Origin of the sequence: Campylobacter concisus, assembly GCF_002912895.1 — a bacterium.
GTDB lineage: Bacteria > Campylobacterota > Campylobacteria > Campylobacterales > Campylobacteraceae > Campylobacter_A > Campylobacter_A concisus_G.
Genome location: NZ_POZX01000035.1, coordinates 31,658 through 47,631, shown reverse-complemented (window position 1 = coordinate 47,631; position 15,974 = coordinate 31,658). Strand labels below are relative to the sequence as shown.

Below are 15,974 nucleotides of genomic sequence, written 5' to 3'. Positions count from 1 at the left end.
TAATAAAATTTATTATTTAGATAAAATTTAAATTTAATTTTGTATAATTGCCACATCTTAAAAATAAGGAGAAAAAATGGGAAAATACATCGAACTTACAAAAGAAAATTTTGATGTTACAAAAGAAGGCGTTGCTTTAGTAGATTTCTGGGCTCCATGGTGCGGACCTTGCCGTATGTTAGCTCCAGTGATTGAAGAGCTTGCTGAAGAATTTGACGGCAGAGCAAAAATTTGCAAGGTGAACACTGATGAAGTGCAAGATCTTGCAGTTGAGTTTGGCATCAGATCGATCCCAACATTGCTATTTTTCAAAAATGGCGAGTTAGTTGAGCAAATGGTCGGTGCACAGTCAAAACAAGCGCTAGCTGACAAGATAAATTCGCTTCTTTAATGGGCGAAAAAAGAAGAGGAAGTCTACTTCCTCTTACATATATATTTGGTTCATTTTTTGGTGCAGCTATGATAGCAGCTGCGTTTGCGTATAGTAACTATCGTTTTTCACAATATAAATTTGTTGATTTTGCGAAGCTGGTTTTCTACGAAAAAAGCGAAATTTTCACTCCAAAAGAGCCAAAATACACGCTTTTAATCTTCAGTTCAAATCAATCAAAATTAGACGAAATTTTACCACCCAAAAATGAAATAGTTGTGGCAATAGATATCTTTCAAAAAAGATATGAGTCAAACTCGACACTAAAATATATAAGCTCAGATATAAATACAGTCTTGGAGCTGATGCGAAATTTGAGCATCACAAAGCTGCCAAGCAGTGTTGAGATAGTTCATCAAAGGGGCGAAATTTACAAACAAAATTCGTCCATAAATGTTTTAGAATAAAGGAAATTTATGCTTGATTTAGCGATCATCGGAGGCGGTCCAGCAGGACTAAGCGCCGGACTTTACGCCACTAGAGGCGGATTAAAAAATGTTGTAATGTTTGAAAAAGGCGAGCCTGGCGGTCAGATCACCTCGAGCTCAGAGATAGAAAACTACCCAGGCCAAAAAGCCCCTGGTGAGAGTGGCTTTGACTTTATGAGCACTTGGTGGAAGCAGTGCAGCGCATTTGGGCTAGTTCATAAATGGGCAAACGTTGTTGGGGTTAGAAAAAATAGCGACGGCAGCTTTGAAATTTTACTTGAAGGCGGCAAGAGTGAGCAGGCAAAGGCTGTCATCGTAGCAACTGGCTCAACCCCAAGACGTGCTGGCTTTAAAGGTGAGGATGAATTCTTTGGCAAAGGTGTTAGTACATGCGCAACATGCGATGGCTTTTTTTACAAAAATAAAGAAGTAGCTGTTCTTGGCGGTGGTGACACAGCTGTTGAAGAGGCACTTTATCTAGCAAATATCTGCTCAAAAGTTTACCTTGTGCATAGACGTGACGAATTTAGAGCGGTGCCAACTACGGTTGAAAAAGCTAGAAAAAATGAAAAGATTGAATTTATAACAAGTGCAACGATAAAAGAAGCACTTGGCGATAAAATGGGTCTCACAAAGATCGTGCTTGATACCAAAAATGGCGAGCGTGTGCTTGATGTGCCGGGAATTTTTACTTTCGTTGGACTAAACGTAAATAATGAAATTTTAAAAGACGAAAACGGCAAATTTATCTGCGATATGGTCGATGGTGGACAGGTCAAGACCGATCTAAAGATGCAAACTAGCCTAAAAGGACTTTTTGTGGCAGGTGATATCAGAGAAGACGCTCCAAAACAAGTAGTTGTAGCCGCAGCTGATGGTGCAGTAGCAGCACTTAGCGCTATGAGCTACATAGAAAGCTTGCATTAATATTCAAATTTAGCCAAATTTTTGGCTAAATTTTTCTTCTTTTTCTATCAAATTTTTGATTTTATACGCATTTTTAAAGCCTATTTGTAATCTATCTATAATAAAATTTATGTTAAATTTCAACCAAAAATCAAAGGATAAATTTTGGTAAAAATAGGACTTTACGGTGCTAGCGGAAAGATGGCTCAAAGTATCATTTCTTGTTTAAAAGATGAAAAAGATGCCACTTTAAGTATCGCTTTTAGCCAAAAAAATCAGGTTGAAAATTTAAGTAGCGATCTTTTGACAAATGACTTTGCTAAATTTTTTGAAGCATGCGATGTGATAATCGACTTTAGTCAAAAAGAGGCAACCATGGCACTGCTAAACTACGCTAGAACTAATCCAAAACCGCTAGTCATCGGTACGACCGGGCTAGATAACGAAGATAAAAACTTACTCCACCTAGCATCGGGAGCTATGCCTATTCTTTACGCAACAAATATGAGTTTGGGCGTAGCTGTACTAAACCGCCTTGCAAGGATCGCTTCAAAAACATTAAGAGAATTTGACATAGAGATAGTAGAGCAGCACCATAGGCATAAAAAAGACGCTCCAAGCGGCACAGCAATGACCTTAGCTGGTTGCGTGGCTGAGGCTAGGGATCTAAATTTAAAAGATGTTTTAGTCACTGGTAGAGCTGGCATGGTGGGCGAAAGAAGCAAGGACGAGATCGCAGTCATGGCGCTTCGTGGTGGCGATGTAGTCGGTCGCCATACGGTTGGCTTTTATAATGACGGCGAATTTATTGAGCTAAATCACACCGCAACGAGTAGGGCAACCTTTTCAAAAGGTGCGATCAGGGCTGCCATTTGGCTAAAAGATCAAAATAGTGGCCTTTACTCGATAGACGATAGTTTAGGGCTTGATGATTAAATTTGAGCTTGATGATATAGAAAGCTATAAGCTAGAATTTGGTGATAAATTCTACCTGCCAGAGCGTGAAAAGCGTCAAAATTTAAGAACCGGCGATATAGTAAAGCTTATATTTAGATTTGAAGATGGTGAATTTGCTCAGGTTGAGCACATGTGGGTGGTCGTTAGCAAGACAAATAACGGCGAATTTACCGGCATTTTAGACAATGAACTATTTCAAAAGGCTGTTTAAATGCTGGCGATGAGATCAAGTTTAACTACAAAAATGTTCTTGAAATTTACAAAGATGATGAAAACTAAAGGAAAAAAATGTGTGCAATAGTTGGTATTATAAATTCTAAAGATGCAGCAAAGACTGCCTATTATGCGTTATTTTCTATGCAGCATCGCGGCCAAGAGGCGAGTGGCATTAGTGTTTGTGATGATGGAGAAATTTCTACTCACAAGGGTAATGGCCTAGTTACAGAGGTCTTTAATGAAGAAATTTTAAGATCACTAAAAGGTGATATGGCGATCGGTCACAACCGCTATGCAACGGCTGGTAAAAACTCAGGTCGTGACGCCCAGCCAATAGCCGCTAACTACTCTTTGGGACAAATTTCAATCGTCCATAATGGAAATTTGGTAAATAAAGATGAGGTTAGAGATGAGCTTATTAAAGATGGTGCGATATTTCAGACAAATATGGATACTGAAAATATCATCCATCTAATCGCAAGAAACCATAGCGAACACTTGCAGGATCGTATTATCGCGGCACTTGACAAGATAAAAGGTGCTTATTGTCTGCTTATCCAGTCACGCCATAAAACTTTTGCCATAAGAGATCGCTGGGGTGTTAGGCCACTAAGCCTTGGCAAGCTAAAAGATGGTGGATATATCGTAGCTAGCGAGACTTGTGCTTTTGATCTTGTGGAGGCTAGCTTTATAAGAGATATTAGGCCTGGTGAGATGATAGTCTTTGAACATGGAAAAAGTGAGTTTCAAAGTATCCAAATTTATGATCCAGATCCTAGAATTTGTGCATTTGAATATATCTATTTCGCACGTCCAGATAGCGTGATAGAAGGTAAAAGTGTCTATGAAGTTAGAAAAAAAATGGGTGAAGTACTAGCTAAGAAGAGCAAAATTAAAGCAGATTTCGTCGTACCTGTACCAGATAGCGGTGTGCCAGCAGCGCTTGGATACGCAAACGAGAGCAAGATCCCTTTTGAGCTAGCTATCACTAGAAACCACTATGTGGGTAGAACCTTCATCGAGCCAAGCCAAGAGATGAGAAATTTAAAAGTTAAGCTAAAACTTAACCCTATGTCATCGGTTCTAAAGGGTAAAAGTATCGTTGTTATAGATGATAGTATCGTTCGCGGTACTACTTCAAAAAAGGTGGTTGATCTTTTAAGACATGCGGGCGCTAAAGAGATTCATTTTAGAGTTGCATGTCCTGAGCTTAAATATCCTGAGCGATACGGTATCGATACACCAAGCTTTGAAGAGTTAATAAGCTCTAAAAAAAACGTAGAGGAAGTAAGAGAATATATCGGTGCAGATAGCTTAGAATTTTTAAGTATAGACGAACTTAAAGAAAGTATCGGCAATGAGCGAAAATATTCGCTTGTGAGCTTTGATGGTGACTATTTCATAAAGTGAAAAATTTAGCTATTTTTTTGCTTGTTGTACTATTTTTTAGTGGTTGCTCACAAAAGAATCCAAGCAAAAAAGACGAAATTTCTATTTACGTAAGCTACTATGAGATAAATGGCACAAAACAGCAGCTACAAATAAAAACTGCCCAAAATTTTGCAGAACAAAATGTTAGTGTGCCATTTTTTGGTGTAGTCAATTTTTTAGCAGAAGATAAAATTTTAAATGCTTATTCGCTTGCAAAGGGCACTATAAACGTACTTGAGGTAAATAATAGCTCTATAAATTTAAATAAATCAAGCGATACTCTGGCTTTAAAAAAAGCTAATGAGATAAAATTTTATGAGATAAGGCCTGATGTGCTTGAGAGTGTTAAATTTAGCTCAAAAAATAGTGTTTGCGGTGATTTTTTGTTACAAAAGCCAGTGCATGTAAATGTAGCAACAAACTACTATTTAAGAGATGATAGTTTTTTTGCAAGCATTATAGAAGCAAATTTCTTTTATAAAAAAGGTGCAAAGATCCTAAAAAAAGAGTTTGCTTACAATATAGCTGATGCCAAAATCCTAGAAGAAGCAAAAGAATTTACACAAAAGACAAAGCAGCTTTTTTTAAATGACTTACAAAAATTGGGCAGGCTACTTGATATACTTTGTACTTTTTAAATCTTTATCTTAAAAATTAGTGTTCATTGCAGATACTAAAAAGAAAAAATTAATATAAAATCAAACTAAGACTTAGAATTTATCCTATGAAATTTGTAAAAATTTGCTTTAAATTTGACTTAGTAGCAATTTAGTTTTGTGATATTCATGCCATTTTTAAAGTAAGGCGGATATGGCATATATACGGTAAATGGTGTGCTTTTTTGCTTTGGTAAATTTTTGGCTACATCAAATTTATATTCAACTGTATTTGGCCTTTCGTCCTTATCTGTACCAAGAACCCATGAGAAAAATGAAAGCCCACTTGGCTTAAAAAATGCTTCACCGCCAAGGTCATTTTTATTTAGTGGTTGATTGATTAGTTTGACTGTCAGTGTGCAGTTGCTAATTGTAAATTTACCAATATTTCTCACTTGCCCCTTAAAAACAATACTCTCGTTTCGCAAAATTCGCTCACTTTTTACATTTTCGAGTATACCTTTTTTTGTGTATTTATCAAGCACTAGCATCAAAAAAACAGCAAGTGTGGTTGAGACTAGAATGTTTGTAAAAAATAGTGATAAAAATAACTTTCGCTCAGCTCTAAGCGAGAGAACAAGAAATAAAATAGAAAGCAGAGCAATCGTAAAAAGAACGATAATATGAACGATCGTAAAATATGCTGAACTCATCAAAAACACTCCACTTTTTTAGAAATATTGTAGTCTATAAATGCAAAATCATTGACAAATTCTTTAATCTCAATGCTTTGCTTTGGTAAAAATTCCTCGTTTAAGATGATTCTTTTTCTAGCAAATGGATTAAGTGAGTTAAAAAAATCTTTCGTATTTTGCCTTGAGCTTAGATAGAAGTCAAGCTCGATTTTACAGATATTAAGTGCATTATTTGAATTATTTGTAATATTAAAATCAACCATTAGCGCATCGACATATTGAAGCTGCTTGGTTATTATTTTGCTTATGCTAACTGGCCTTAAATTTTCATTTATATATTTGTTCGCGTAGTAATTACCTACAAAAAGTCCGAAAAAATCAGCCAAAATAAATAAAAATCCTATCTGCCACCACGACTTTATCGCGATAAAAATTCCTAAAAGCACAATTAGTATAAATGCTAAAAATATCCAGCCATAGGTTAGAAAATCAATGAGCTTTGCATTTTGCAGTACAAAAAGTAAGTTGTGCTTAATGCTATTTAACATCTCGCGATCTTTTCTCTTCAATGCCGCTTATGCCAAAACGCCTTGCAAGTTCGTTTTTTACAGCATCTGGATGGATATTGTGGGCTGAAAGTGCTACAAGTGCATGAAAGCAAAGATCGGCTGCTTCGTAGATCAGATCATCTTTTGCTTTTTGCTCATTTTGCTTTAAGTTTTCTGCGAAACTAAGATCCTTTGCGGCCATTATAAATTCGCCAGCCTCTTCGCCAACTTTCTTTAAAATTTGATTTTCACCTTTTTTAAAAAGACTTGCTACATATGAAGTCTCAGGGTTGGCATTTAGCTTTCTATCTTCTATTACATGGTAAAGCTCATTAAGCACACCATAATTTATTTTTTTGACTTCAACTTTTGTATCTAAAATTTTGCCGTCATGTAAATTTATCTCATTAAAAAAGCACGACCTTGCTCCGGTGTGACAAGCAGCGCCTCCGTTTTGAATCACTTTTAAAAGCAAAGTATCGTTATCGCAGTCTAAAAAAGCAGCCTTTATCTCCTGAGTATTGCCACTTTCTTCGCCTTTTTTCCAAATTCTATTTTTAGTGCGTGAAAAATAGTGAGCGTAACGGCTAGATAGACTTAAATTTAATGCTTCTTCGTTCATGTAAGCAAGCATTAAAACTTCATTTGTGGCATGATCGCAAACCACTACTGGAAGCAATCCTCCAACCTTTTGCCAGTCTATACTTTTTGTTACGCTATTCATTTTTATCTCTCGCTTACTGAGCTAGCTCTTGCTTTATCTTTTGCATCTAGCCAGATGTTTGGCACAGCTCCACCAGGTGTTAAGAAAATTTTAGCATCTTTGTTTTCTTTTAGAGCCTCGTTAAATTTGTTTTGCGTCTCGATCTGCTTTAAATTTAGTAGATTTTGATCGACACTTTTTGCAACCTCTTTATTTGCATACGCAGTTGCATCAGCCTCGATTTTAATGGCATCAGCCTTACCTTTTGCTTCAATGATCGCAGCTTTAGCGGTACCTTCTGCAAGTGCGGCTTGTTTTAAGGCTTCTTGATTTGCTCTTTCTACTTCGTATTTTGTTCTCTCGGCCTCTTGTTTAGCGATTTGGACGCGCTCGATCTGCTCTTTTACCTTTGAAGGCAAGATGATCTCACGAAGCTGCACTGTTAAAAGCTCAACTGGCTTATTTGGCTGAGAGTCGATGTCTTTTCTTATGCCATCATCGATTTGTCTTGCTAGATCGTTTCTCTTTGTTGGAAGCTCTTCTGCTGTGTATTTACCAGCGATACTACGAACCACGTCACGAACGACAGGATCAACTATCTTGCTCTCCCAGCTAAGACCCCAAGAAGCAATAGTTTGAGGGGCATTTTCTGGATTTAAACGGTATTGCACAGTAATATCAATGCTAACTGGTAAATTTCTAGCATCAAGCACTGAAATAGAATTTTTACGTAAAATTCCAGCGCCAACGCCTTGATATGATTTTTGCATTGATTCGCCCATATCCTCGCCAGAAGTATAGTTTATGATCCTAACTCTGGTGTCCACGATGATGATATCTTGGATAAAAGGCAAAAAGAAGTGAAAGCCTGGTTGCAAAGGATTTGGCTCGTATTTACCTGCTGTAGACTTTATGCCAACTTCACCTGAGTGAATCACTTTAAATGGCTGAGTGATAGCAAAAATAGCAATAATTGCAATTACAATGTAGGCAAGTGCTCCAAATTTACCAAAACCACTTGGTAAATTTGGCATTTTAAAGTCCTTTTTGAAAGGTGGCTCTTTGTCGCTATTTTGACTTGAGCCTCTGTTGTCATTACCTGGCTTTTTTTTATTGAAATAATCGTTTAAATCAGCGGGCATTTCGTTCCTTTAAATTTTTAAATATATGTTAAAAATGATTCATATTTTTTATTTAGACCGTAAACTACGTCAAAATAAGCTTTTTGTAGTCTCTTTGTCACTTCGCCTCTAGCGCCGTTACCAATGATGCGGTTATCTATGCTATTTATCGGTGTTACTTCAGCTGCTGTGCCTGTGAAAAACGCCTCGTCAGCTGTGTAGGCCTGATCTCTTGTGATGCGCTCTCTTCTTACTTCGATGTCAAGATCGTGAGCAAGTCTTATGACTGTATCTTGAGTGATGCTAAGTAGGCTGTTATCGTTTGGTGGAGTGATTAAAACGCCATTTTCAACGATAAAGAAGCACTCGCCTGGACCTTCAGCCACAAAGCCCTCACTATCAAGAAGTAGTGCCTCGTCGTATCCAGCCTCTTTTGCCTCGTAGTTTGCCATTTGTGAGCTTAGGTAGTTTGAACTAGCTTTTGCTCTATTCATTTGAGCAGCAGGTGCAAGTTTGGCAAAGCTTGAAATTTTAACTCTGATACCTTTTTCTAGGCCTTCATCGCCAAGATAAGCACCCCATTCCCATGAAGCGATAGCGGTTTGCACTGGCGCTTTTGTGTGAGCTACGCCCATTACGCCGTATCCTAAAAATATAAGTGGGCGGATATAAACATTGCCATTATATTTATTTGCACGAAGAAGCTCTATTTGCGCTTTTTCAAGCTCTTCCTCAGTGTAAGGTACATTTAAAACAGTCATTTTTGCTGATCTTAAAAGCCTTTTTGTATGATCTTGGAGTCTAAAAATAGCTAGACCTTTTTTTGTTTTATAAGCTCTTGTACCCTCAAATACGGCATTAGCGTAGTGCAAAGAGTGAGTTAGAACGTGTACTTTTGCATCGTCCCATTTAACTAATTTTCCATCCATCCAGATAAATTCTGAAGCATTCATTGTTAAACCTTTCTTTTTTCTTAGAAATTTTGGTCTGAGTTTATCTAAAATTGCTTTAAATTTACATTTCTAAGACCAAAATTTGCAGATATTGCCTGCTAAAAACTACTTATCTAAAAGCTCTTGTATGATCTTTGCCATCTCATCGATTGATGAAGCTGCGCTTAAATTTATTAAGTATTTGCCGCTTACTACAAAAGCTGGCACACCGCTGATACTTGCAACATCATAAGAGGCAAACCACGCATCTAAAAGCTCTTTTGCTCGGTTGCTATTTAGTGCTTTTTTGTAGTTGTCCTTGCTCAAGTGAGCTGCTTTAAGGGCTAAATTTATAAATCTCTCTTTGTCTTTGCCATCATTAAAATCATCTTTTTCATCGTGTCTTGCTTTATAGATCGCAAATTTTGCTTGCTTAAATTTTGACTCATCGCTTAGTAGATCAGTACCATTTGTTTCATCTATAAAGATAAGAGCAGCAAAAATTTTACTTGCAGTCTCGCCAAGCTTGCCTTTTGTGCTTAGGTGATATGGGATAAATTTCACATCTTCAAGCTTTGACATGAGCTTTTTTGTAATCGTTCGGTCAAATTTATAGCAGTGTGGGCAGTCATAGCTAAAGACCTTGACGACCGAGTTTTTAGGCACGTTAAGCGGTTTTACTAGAGTTTGATACTCCACACCTTCAGTCAGTGCTGATAAATTTAGCGCAAAAAACGCACTTAAAATTAGCATTTTTATAAGCTTCATCTTTGCTCCTTATTTTACAAGATCAGCTAGCACTTTTGCGGCGTGGTCTTTGGCTTTTACACTTTTGTAAATTTTAACTATCTTGCCGTCTTTGCCGATCACAAAGGTGCTTCTGACGATACCAAGATACTCTTTGCCGTAGTTTTTCTTGACCTGCCAAACGCCATAAAGCTTTGAAATTTCTTTATCCTCGTCGCTTAAGAGGATGTGCTTTAAATTTTGCTTTGCAATAAAGCCCACATGCGACTTCACGCTATCTGGGCTAACGCCGATGATAACGGTATCATTTTTGATAAACTGATCGTAGTTTGCGCTAAATTCGCAAGCCTCGGTCGTGCAGCCTGGAGTGTTGTCCTTTGGGTAGAAGTAAAGCACTACATTTTTGCCTATAAAGTCCTTTAGTGCGACCTTTACGCCGTCTTGATTTAGCGCTTCAAACTCTGGCGCCTTGTCACCAACTTCAAGTGTTATTTTTCGTTCAATATCTGCTTTACTAAATTCGCTCATTTTATCACCTTTCTCTTATCTTCTACGCTCTCACCACCTACGCCGATGTTGCTAGCATCGTGAGTTTCTATGAAAATCATCACCGCCTCTTTTTTCTTGCCAAGCACTCTTACAAGCGTCTCGGTCACCTCTTTAAAAACTTGATCTTTTTGCTCTTTTGTCGGCTCTGGACCTGCTATTTTGATATTGACATAAGGCATTTTTACTCCTTTTTTAAGATATAAAATATTAGCCAAAATGAGTGAAATTTCAGATTAAAGCCTTTATTTAAGAATTTGGCATTAAAATACAAAAACTTGTTACATAGGAGCGAAAAATGGACTACAACAAACATAACAAAGGCTTTGTTTGCTTTATGTACGGCTTTGGACGAAGCAGGATAGTTTATGCTGTTTTGATGGTTTTAGTCATATTTTTGCTTGGTTTTTTGACATTTGGCTCAAGTGCTCAAGCTGACATTTTGAATTTACAAATAGCCCTTGGTGTCATGCTTTGCGGGCTTTTACTCATCCTTGTAAATCCAAAAATTTTCATCATCAAGCTAATTGGCTATTTAATTTCACTTGCTGGCGTTATGATCGCTCTTCACAATGCAAATTTACTAGGTGAAGGCTTTAGCTTATATTTTTACGCAAGCCTAGTCTTTGGCGCATTTATGATGCTCATGCTTCTTAGCTGGTTTGTTTACAACGCAAGAAGCAGCGAAATAAATGAAATTTAGTTTGTCACTCCCATAAGCACGCTTGTGTAGGTGTTTTGCTTAGGCTCTGAGCTTGTTGCATCATTTACATTTATGCGACCAGCCTCAAGCCCAGCTTTTATGAGCGCTTCTTTTACTGCATTCGCACGCTCATTTGCTAGCTCAACCAGCTTTTCCTTATCCACTTCGATAGCTTTTATTGCCTCTTCTCTTAAGGCCTTATCACTTTTATCTTTAGCGTTTGGAACGAGAGAATTTAGCACGGTAATATAATCTTTGCCGCTTGAGGCGATTATTTGATTTATCTTTTGATCAAGCTTTTTTTCTTTAAAGTAGAGCACATCTATTTCAGAGTAAGTAGGCGTGATGCCAAGTTTCATCATAGGCTTTGCAGTAGTTAGTTTTATAAAATCAGCTATTTTTGGTGCTTCTGAGCTTATTAACTCGCTACTTCCAGCAAGAAAATCAATAGAGCTAAGATCCTTGCCGCCAAGCCCTAGAGCATTACCCAAAAATCTAAACGGAGCTAACGTAATGTCTGCAAAGAGTTTCTTAATAGCAGCCCAAATGACACCGCCATATTTAAAGTCTGGATCGTCTAAATTTCCTTCAACTGGCAGATCGATATTTATTTGATTATTTTGATCGCTTAATATCGATATAGCAAGCGAAAGTGGTAAATTTACAGCATCTTTTGAATCAACCTTTTCTCCAAGTGTGAGTGTGTCAAAATTTATAAGATTTGAGCCGTTTAGTTTTGAATCAACAACGCTATAATTTAGATTTAAATTTAACTTACCTTTTTTTATTTTATAGCCCAAAAATTGCCCACTATATGGTGTTATGTCGATTAGATCGATGTCTTTAAAATCAAGCTTAATATCGGTATTTTGCTTTAATTCAAAAGGAAATAATTTTGCTGTAATCTGAGAAAAGCCATTTTTTCCAACTGTGCCTTTAAACTCGCCCGAACTTGGACGTTTTTTATCGATGTCAGTTAGCTTGCCATTTAGATTTGAAATTTTTGTAGCAAATGGCATAAATAGTGACGCATCTGAAAAATCAACCTCGCCGTTGTTAAGTGAGAAATTTTTGATACTAAAATTTAGCTCGTCATCTTTTTTACTAGCTATCTTTTTGCTCTCAGCTTTTTGCTCACTTTGGGCTTTGTTTTTATCTTCTTTTACGATTTTGCTTAGATTAAATTCGCGCTCTTTGCTTAGATGAGCCTTGATAAATGGCGAATTTAAAGCAACTCCAGTAATTTCAAGATTATTTTTAAAAAGTGAAATTTTATCTACATCTAAACTTTTAAATGCGATTAGCTTTTCTTTATTTTTATCATCTAATCTAATATCTTTTACGCTAAGCTTTGTATCTGCTTTTATATCTTTTGCATAGTGAAGTTCGGCATTTGCGCTCATCTCTCCACTTGAAAGGTCTGCCTCTAAGAATGGCTTTGCGTAGGCAAAATATTTTGGCAAATTTTTATCTTCAAGTTTTATTTTAGCAGTTATATCAAGGGGTCCAAGTTTGATCTTTGAAGTTAGGTCTAAATTTAGCTTTTGCGAGCTTTTCATATCCACTTTTGCGTCAAATGGCTTACTAAAATCGCTACTTAAATTTGCTATTTTTACAAATAAATTATCAAATTTATGAGCAATCTTCTCGCCCTCAAAAAGGTGCGTCAAAGCGATATTGGCGTTATTTATATTGATATTTCTTATATCAAATTTAAACTCATTTTCTTTACTTTTTGAAACTGATGTATTCTCTTTTTTAGTTTTAGTGCGATGATTGGCTGTTTTTACCGGCTCTTTATCACCAAGCCCAAGCTGGTTTATCGCGCCTAATCCACTATCATTTAACTCTGAGTTAAATTTTGGTCTATTTACATCGATATTCTCAGCACTCAAAGCCATATTTAAAATATCAAATTTGATCGTTTTTGTAAGCACATCAGCGATATCTAAAATTTCTTTATTTTTTGCCTTTAAATTTATGCCATTTATACTAAGCTCATCAAGAGTTGCAAGGCTTTTATTAGTATCTTGAGTGAAGCTAATATTTGAGATTTTAGTCTCTGCCACATTTGCATTCGCATTTTTACTAAGTGGGGCATTGATACCTTCAAACGCTATTTTTTCAAGCGCTAGAGTGGTTTTGTTATTTGCTAAATTTGCATTTAAATTTGAGGCATTTATATCTTTTAGATTTACTAAATTTTTACTGATTTCGTCTATTTTTAGGGCATTTGCATTTATGCTATTTAGTGTAGCTGTCGCATTTAGCTCATTTTTTTCATTTAAATTTGCTAAAAGCGAAATATTGCTTAAATTTAGTGATTTTAAGCTTGCTGTTATTGCATTTTTAAATGATACATCGCTTAAATTTATGGCATTTAAATCTAATTTAGCATCTATCTTGTCTGTTATTTTACTTGATAGATCAAATTTTGGAAGCTCTAGTTCACCAAGGCTTAGTTCGTTTTTGCCCTCATCTATGTTTAGTGATTTTATATTTAAAAAGCTGTCCTTTAAATTTATACTTGTAGCGTTCTCGTCGGCAATTAAAGCGTAATTTATTCCTAAATTTATGACCGCATTTTTAAGATTTAGTGTGTCGTTATCGATAAAGCTAATCGCGACTGGATCTATGCTAAAGTCTTTTATGCTGATATTGCCCTCGATTTTTAGGGGGTTTAGCTTGATATCGCCATTTAGATCGATCTTGTGAGCTAGAGTCGAGTTTGAGTCAAAAATATGGCTGCCTGCGCTATTTTTCTTCGTATTTAGCGAGCTTAGCTCGTAGTTTATATCATCAAAATTTACGTTAAATGGCTTTGTTAAATTTTGATCGCTATATGAAAATGAGCCTTTGATGATTTTTGCGTTATTTAGGGCAAAATTTATAGAGCTAGTGCTGTTGTCTTCGGTAGTTGCGTTATCATCGCTTATAAAATTACTAAAGTTAAATTTTGAATTTTTATCTCGTAAAATTTTGACATTTGGCTCTTGAATCCTAAAAATATCAACTTCAACTAATTTTTTAAAGATAGAAAATGGCTTTAGCTTGACATCGATTTGCTTTGTGCTAAAAAGTGGCGAAGTAGTGTTTAGTTCAGCATTTGTAGCATTTAGCTCAAAGGTAAATGGATTAAATTTAGCACTTTCCACAAAAAGCGTTGCGTTGTAGTCTTTTAGATATTTTGGAGCGATATTTTTAATGCCATAAGGTACTCCAAAAAATCCAAGAATAGTATAAATAACTAAAAGTGAAACTACGCAGATGGCTGAAATAAGTGCTGTTTTTTTATTTTTCTTCATTGTAAAATTTGCCTTGTTGTTGTCTAAAATAGGGAGAGATTTTACTTCAAAAAAGGTTAAAAGATAGTTAGAAATTTAAAACTTCTATACTATAAATTTACATTTAGCTTAATAACACTTTTATAAGATTCGTATTACTATGCAGAAATATTTTTAAACAAAGGGGGTTGTGATGAAGAAAATTTTGCTTGTCTTTTTTTTGTTATTTGGCACTCTTTCTTATGCAAATGAAAATGCCGTTGTGGTCGCTATCGAGGAGCAAACACCTCGTATAAATCCACTCTATGACGAGGATCACGATCCTACGCTTTCGTTGGTTTTCTCTGGCCTTACAAGCCACGATGAAAATAGCCACGTCGTGCCAGAGCTTGCCAAGTCTTGGCAGGTGAGTGATGACGGGCTGGAGTATATTTTTGAGCTAAGAGATGATGCTTTTTGGCATGACGGGGTGAAATTTAGCGCAAAGGATGTTAAATTTACCATCGAAGCGGCTCAAGATAAGAAGCTAAACGCGCCTGCTATCTCAAACTACGAGGTGGTAAAAAGCGTTGAAATTTTAGGCGATTATAAGGTAAAGATCACGCTAAAAGAGCCTTTTCCGCCGTTTCTTGACGCGCTTAGTTTTGGCGTGCTGCCTGAGCACATTTTAAAGGGCAAAGATATCGCAACTGATAAATTTAACGACGCTCCCATTGGCACTGGCGCATACAAGCTCGTAAAATGGAAAAAAGATGAGAGCTTGGAATTTGCGGCAAATGAGAAATTCTATAAAGGCGAGCCAAAGATAAAAAAGGTATTTTTTAAGATCGTTGGCGATGAAAATTTAAGACTAGTTGGGCTAAAAAGCGGTGAGATCGACGTTGCGCTCATCTCTCCAACAGGCGTAAATTTCATAAAAGATGATAAAAAACTTGGCCTACTTAAATTTAAAAGTGCGGACTATAGAGCTTTGATGTTTAACCTTGAAGATCCTCTTTTTCAAGATAAAAATGTAAGGATAGCTCTAAACTACGCAGTAAATAAAGATGAGATAGTTAAAAACTTATTTCACGGATATGCAAGCGTAGCGAATAACCCGATAGAAAAAAGCTTTGCAAATGACGAGGAGTTTAAATTTAGCTACGACCCTGCAAAGGCCAAAGAACTGCTTGAAAAGAGCGGCTTTAAGAAAAACAAGGCTGGCTTTTTTGAAAAGGACGGCAAGGAGCTTGGCTTTGACATCTACGCCTTTAATAACGACATCTTAAGGGTCAATCTAGCTAAAATTTTAAGCAGCGAGCTAAATAAATTTGGCGTAAAAGCCAAAGCCTACGCAAAGCCAAGAACAGCCTTTAGCATAAGCAAGGTAGATAGCTTCGTGATCGGCTGGGGAAGCCCGTTTGATCCAGACTTTCATACATATAGAATTTTTGGCGGATTTGCCGATGTGAGCGTAAATGAAAACGGCTGGAACTTTAGCCACTACAAGGACACAAACGTCGATAACGCTCTAAAAAACGCAAGATATACAAAAGATGTGGAGCTTAGAAAAAAATACTATAAAGAATTTCTAAAAGCGCTTCATGAAAACCCACCTTACATTTTTATAGCCTATCTTGACTATCCGCTCGCCTTTAATAACAAAATTTCAGGCATCAAGACGCAAATTTTGGGACATCACGGGGCTGGATTTTTATGGAACATAAGAGAGTGGCAAGTAAAATAGTGGAT

Annotated in this window: 18 protein-coding genes; 9 read left to right on the top strand and 9 right to left on the bottom strand. The window is 36.5% G+C overall.

Translation table 11 applies throughout. The features are described 5' to 3' along the window. Window positions 1–76 precede the first annotated feature (76 nt). The 7 genes from trxA (at window position 77) to CYP51_RS04600 (ending at window position 5,006) form a co-directional block, all read left to right on the top strand. A complete protein-coding gene (trxA, locus tag CYP51_RS04635) occupies window positions 77–391 on the top strand; it encodes a thioredoxin (RefSeq protein ID WP_103624557.1) in 315 nt (104 codons plus the stop codon). Beyond that, on the top strand, window positions 391–837 hold the full coding sequence (locus CYP51_RS04630; protein ID WP_103624556.1) for a hypothetical protein: 447 nt from the start codon (window positions 391–393) through the stop codon (window positions 835–837). The genes trxA and CYP51_RS04630 overlap by 1 nt, the downstream gene beginning before the upstream one ends. Before the next feature lie 9 nt (window positions 838–846). Next, window positions 847–1,785, top strand: a complete 939-nt coding sequence (locus tag CYP51_RS04625) for an NAD(P)/FAD-dependent oxidoreductase (protein WP_103624555.1) — start codon at window positions 847–849, stop codon at window positions 1,783–1,785. A gap of 144 nt (window positions 1,786–1,929) precedes the next feature. Next, window positions 1,930–2,700 (top strand): 4-hydroxy-tetrahydrodipicolinate reductase, encoded by a 771-nt coding sequence (dapB, locus tag CYP51_RS04615; protein ID WP_103624553.1) that lies wholly within the window; start codon window positions 1,930–1,932, stop codon window positions 2,698–2,700. Continuing rightward, window positions 2,693–2,932 carry a DUF2314 domain-containing protein gene (locus CYP51_RS04610; protein WP_103624552.1) on the top strand — a complete coding sequence of 80 codons (240 nt, stop codon included), beginning with the start codon at window positions 2,693–2,695 and terminating at the stop codon, window positions 2,930–2,932. The genes dapB and CYP51_RS04610 overlap by 8 nt, the downstream gene beginning before the upstream one ends. A gap of 77 nt (window positions 2,933–3,009) precedes the next feature. Further along, window positions 3,010–4,347, top strand: a complete 1,338-nt coding sequence (purF, locus tag CYP51_RS04605; RefSeq protein ID WP_103624551.1) for an amidophosphoribosyltransferase — start codon at window positions 3,010–3,012, stop codon at window positions 4,345–4,347. Then, window positions 4,344–5,006 carry a hypothetical protein gene (locus CYP51_RS04600; protein ID WP_103624550.1) on the top strand — a complete coding sequence of 221 codons (663 nt, stop codon included), beginning with the start codon at window positions 4,344–4,346 and terminating at the stop codon, window positions 5,004–5,006. Before purF ends, CYP51_RS04600 begins: the two co-directional genes overlap by 4 nt. A 119-nt stretch (window positions 5,007–5,125) precedes the next feature. Here CYP51_RS04600 and CYP51_RS04595 read toward each other — a convergent pair whose 3' ends face one another. The 8 genes from CYP51_RS04595 to CYP51_RS04560 all read right to left on the bottom strand — a co-directional run bounded on the left by CYP51_RS04595 (window position 5,126) and on the right by CYP51_RS04560 (window position 10,438). Further along, a complete protein-coding gene (locus tag CYP51_RS04595) occupies window positions 5,126–5,677 on the bottom strand; it encodes a DUF2393 family protein (RefSeq protein ID WP_103624549.1) in 552 nt (183 codons plus the stop codon). Continuing rightward, entirely contained in the window at window positions 5,677–6,207 is a 531-nt protein-coding gene (locus CYP51_RS04590) for a DUF2393 family protein (RefSeq protein WP_103624548.1), read from the bottom strand. Before CYP51_RS04590 ends, CYP51_RS04595 begins: the two co-directional genes overlap by 1 nt. Next, a complete protein-coding gene (gene hisIE / locus CYP51_RS04585) occupies window positions 6,197–6,931 on the bottom strand; it encodes a bifunctional phosphoribosyl-AMP cyclohydrolase/phosphoribosyl-ATP diphosphatase HisIE (RefSeq protein ID WP_103624547.1) in 735 nt (244 codons plus the stop codon). The genes CYP51_RS04590 and hisIE overlap by 11 nt, the downstream gene beginning before the upstream one ends. A gap of 2 nt (window positions 6,932–6,933) precedes the next feature. Further along, window positions 6,934–8,052, bottom strand: coding sequence for a prohibitin family protein (locus CYP51_RS04580; protein WP_021090685.1), 1,119 nt, complete (start codon window positions 8,050–8,052; stop codon window positions 6,934–6,936). A gap of 17 nt (window positions 8,053–8,069) precedes the next feature. Next, window positions 8,070–8,984, bottom strand: a complete 915-nt coding sequence (locus tag CYP51_RS04575) for a branched-chain amino acid transaminase (RefSeq protein ID WP_054196075.1) — start codon at window positions 8,982–8,984, stop codon at window positions 8,070–8,072. Window positions 8,985–9,089: 105 nt separating this feature from the next. Then, the gene (locus tag CYP51_RS04570) at window positions 9,090–9,731 is read right to left on the bottom strand and encodes a thiol:disulfide interchange protein DsbA/DsbL (RefSeq protein ID WP_103624546.1); all 642 of its coding nucleotides are present in this window, start codon (window positions 9,729–9,731) and stop codon (window positions 9,090–9,092) included. A gap of 9 nt (window positions 9,732–9,740) precedes the next feature. Further along, window positions 9,741–10,238: a thioredoxin-dependent thiol peroxidase gene (bcp, locus tag CYP51_RS04565; protein WP_021088154.1), complete on the bottom strand. Its 498-nt coding sequence runs from the start codon at window positions 10,236–10,238 to the stop codon at window positions 9,741–9,743. Further along, on the bottom strand, window positions 10,235–10,438 hold the full coding sequence (locus CYP51_RS04560; protein WP_085657868.1) for a tautomerase family protein: 204 nt from the start codon (window positions 10,436–10,438) through the stop codon (window positions 10,235–10,237). The genes bcp and CYP51_RS04560 overlap by 4 nt, the downstream gene beginning before the upstream one ends. 116 nt (window positions 10,439–10,554) lie before the next feature. Between CYP51_RS04560 and CYP51_RS04555 the strand changes: the two genes are divergently transcribed. Next, window positions 10,555–10,959 (top strand): hypothetical protein, encoded by a 405-nt coding sequence (locus CYP51_RS04555; protein ID WP_103624545.1) that lies wholly within the window; start codon window positions 10,555–10,557, stop codon window positions 10,957–10,959. On the opposite strand, the gene CYP51_RS04550 is transcribed toward CYP51_RS04555, so the two are convergent. After that, entirely contained in the window at window positions 10,956–14,264 is a 3,309-nt protein-coding gene (locus tag CYP51_RS04550) for a DUF748 domain-containing protein (protein ID WP_103624544.1), read from the bottom strand. The genes CYP51_RS04555 and CYP51_RS04550 overlap by 4 nt on opposite strands. A gap of 172 nt (window positions 14,265–14,436) precedes the next feature. Between CYP51_RS04550 and CYP51_RS04545 the strand changes: the two genes are divergently transcribed. After that, window positions 14,437–15,969, top strand: coding sequence for an ABC transporter substrate-binding protein (locus tag CYP51_RS04545; RefSeq protein ID WP_103624543.1), 1,533 nt, complete (start codon window positions 14,437–14,439; stop codon window positions 15,967–15,969). Window positions 15,970–15,974: the final 5 nt, after the last annotated feature.

Bases quoted from the DNA above. Each gene is read 5' to 3' on its own strand.
- trxA (WP_103624557.1), top strand. From the start codon at position 77: ATGGGAAAATACATCGAACTTACAAAAGAAAATTTTGATGTTACAAAA.
- CYP51_RS04630 (WP_103624556.1), top strand. From the start codon at position 391: ATGGGCGAAAAAAGAAGAGGAAGTCTACTTCCTCTTACATATATATTT.
- CYP51_RS04625 (WP_103624555.1), top strand. From the start codon at position 847: ATGCTTGATTTAGCGATCATCGGAGGCGGTCCAGCAGGACTAAGCGCC.
- CYP51_RS04610 (WP_103624552.1), top strand. From the start codon at position 2,693: ATGATTAAATTTGAGCTTGATGATATAGAAAGCTATAAGCTAGAATTT.
- purF (WP_103624551.1), top strand. From the start codon at position 3,010: ATGTGTGCAATAGTTGGTATTATAAATTCTAAAGATGCAGCAAAGACT.
- CYP51_RS04595 (WP_103624549.1), bottom strand. From the start codon at position 5,677: ATGAGTTCAGCATATTTTACGATCGTTCATATTATCGTTCTTTTTACG.
- CYP51_RS04590 (WP_103624548.1), bottom strand. From the start codon at position 6,207: ATGTTAAATAGCATTAAGCACAACTTACTTTTTGTACTGCAAAATGCA.
- hisIE (WP_103624547.1), bottom strand. From the start codon at position 6,931: ATGAATAGCGTAACAAAAAGTATAGACTGGCAAAAGGTTGGAGGATTG.
- CYP51_RS04580 (WP_021090685.1), bottom strand. From the start codon at position 8,052: ATGCCCGCTGATTTAAACGATTATTTCAATAAAAAAAAGCCAGGTAAT.
- CYP51_RS04575 (WP_054196075.1), bottom strand. From the start codon at position 8,984: ATGAATGCTTCAGAATTTATCTGGATGGATGGAAAATTAGTTAAATGG.
- CYP51_RS04570 (WP_103624546.1), bottom strand. From the start codon at position 9,731: ATGAAGCTTATAAAAATGCTAATTTTAAGTGCGTTTTTTGCGCTAAAT.
- bcp (WP_021088154.1), bottom strand. From the start codon at position 10,238: ATGAGCGAATTTAGTAAAGCAGATATTGAACGAAAAATAACACTTGAA.
- CYP51_RS04560 (WP_085657868.1), bottom strand. From the start codon at position 10,438: ATGCCTTATGTCAATATCAAAATAGCAGGTCCAGAGCCGACAAAAGAG.
- CYP51_RS04555 (WP_103624545.1), top strand. From the start codon at position 10,555: ATGGACTACAACAAACATAACAAAGGCTTTGTTTGCTTTATGTACGGC.
- CYP51_RS04550 (WP_103624544.1), bottom strand. From the start codon at position 14,264: ATGAAGAAAAATAAAAAAACAGCACTTATTTCAGCCATCTGCGTAGTT.
- CYP51_RS04545 (WP_103624543.1), top strand. From the start codon at position 14,437: ATGAAGAAAATTTTGCTTGTCTTTTTTTTGTTATTTGGCACTCTTTCT.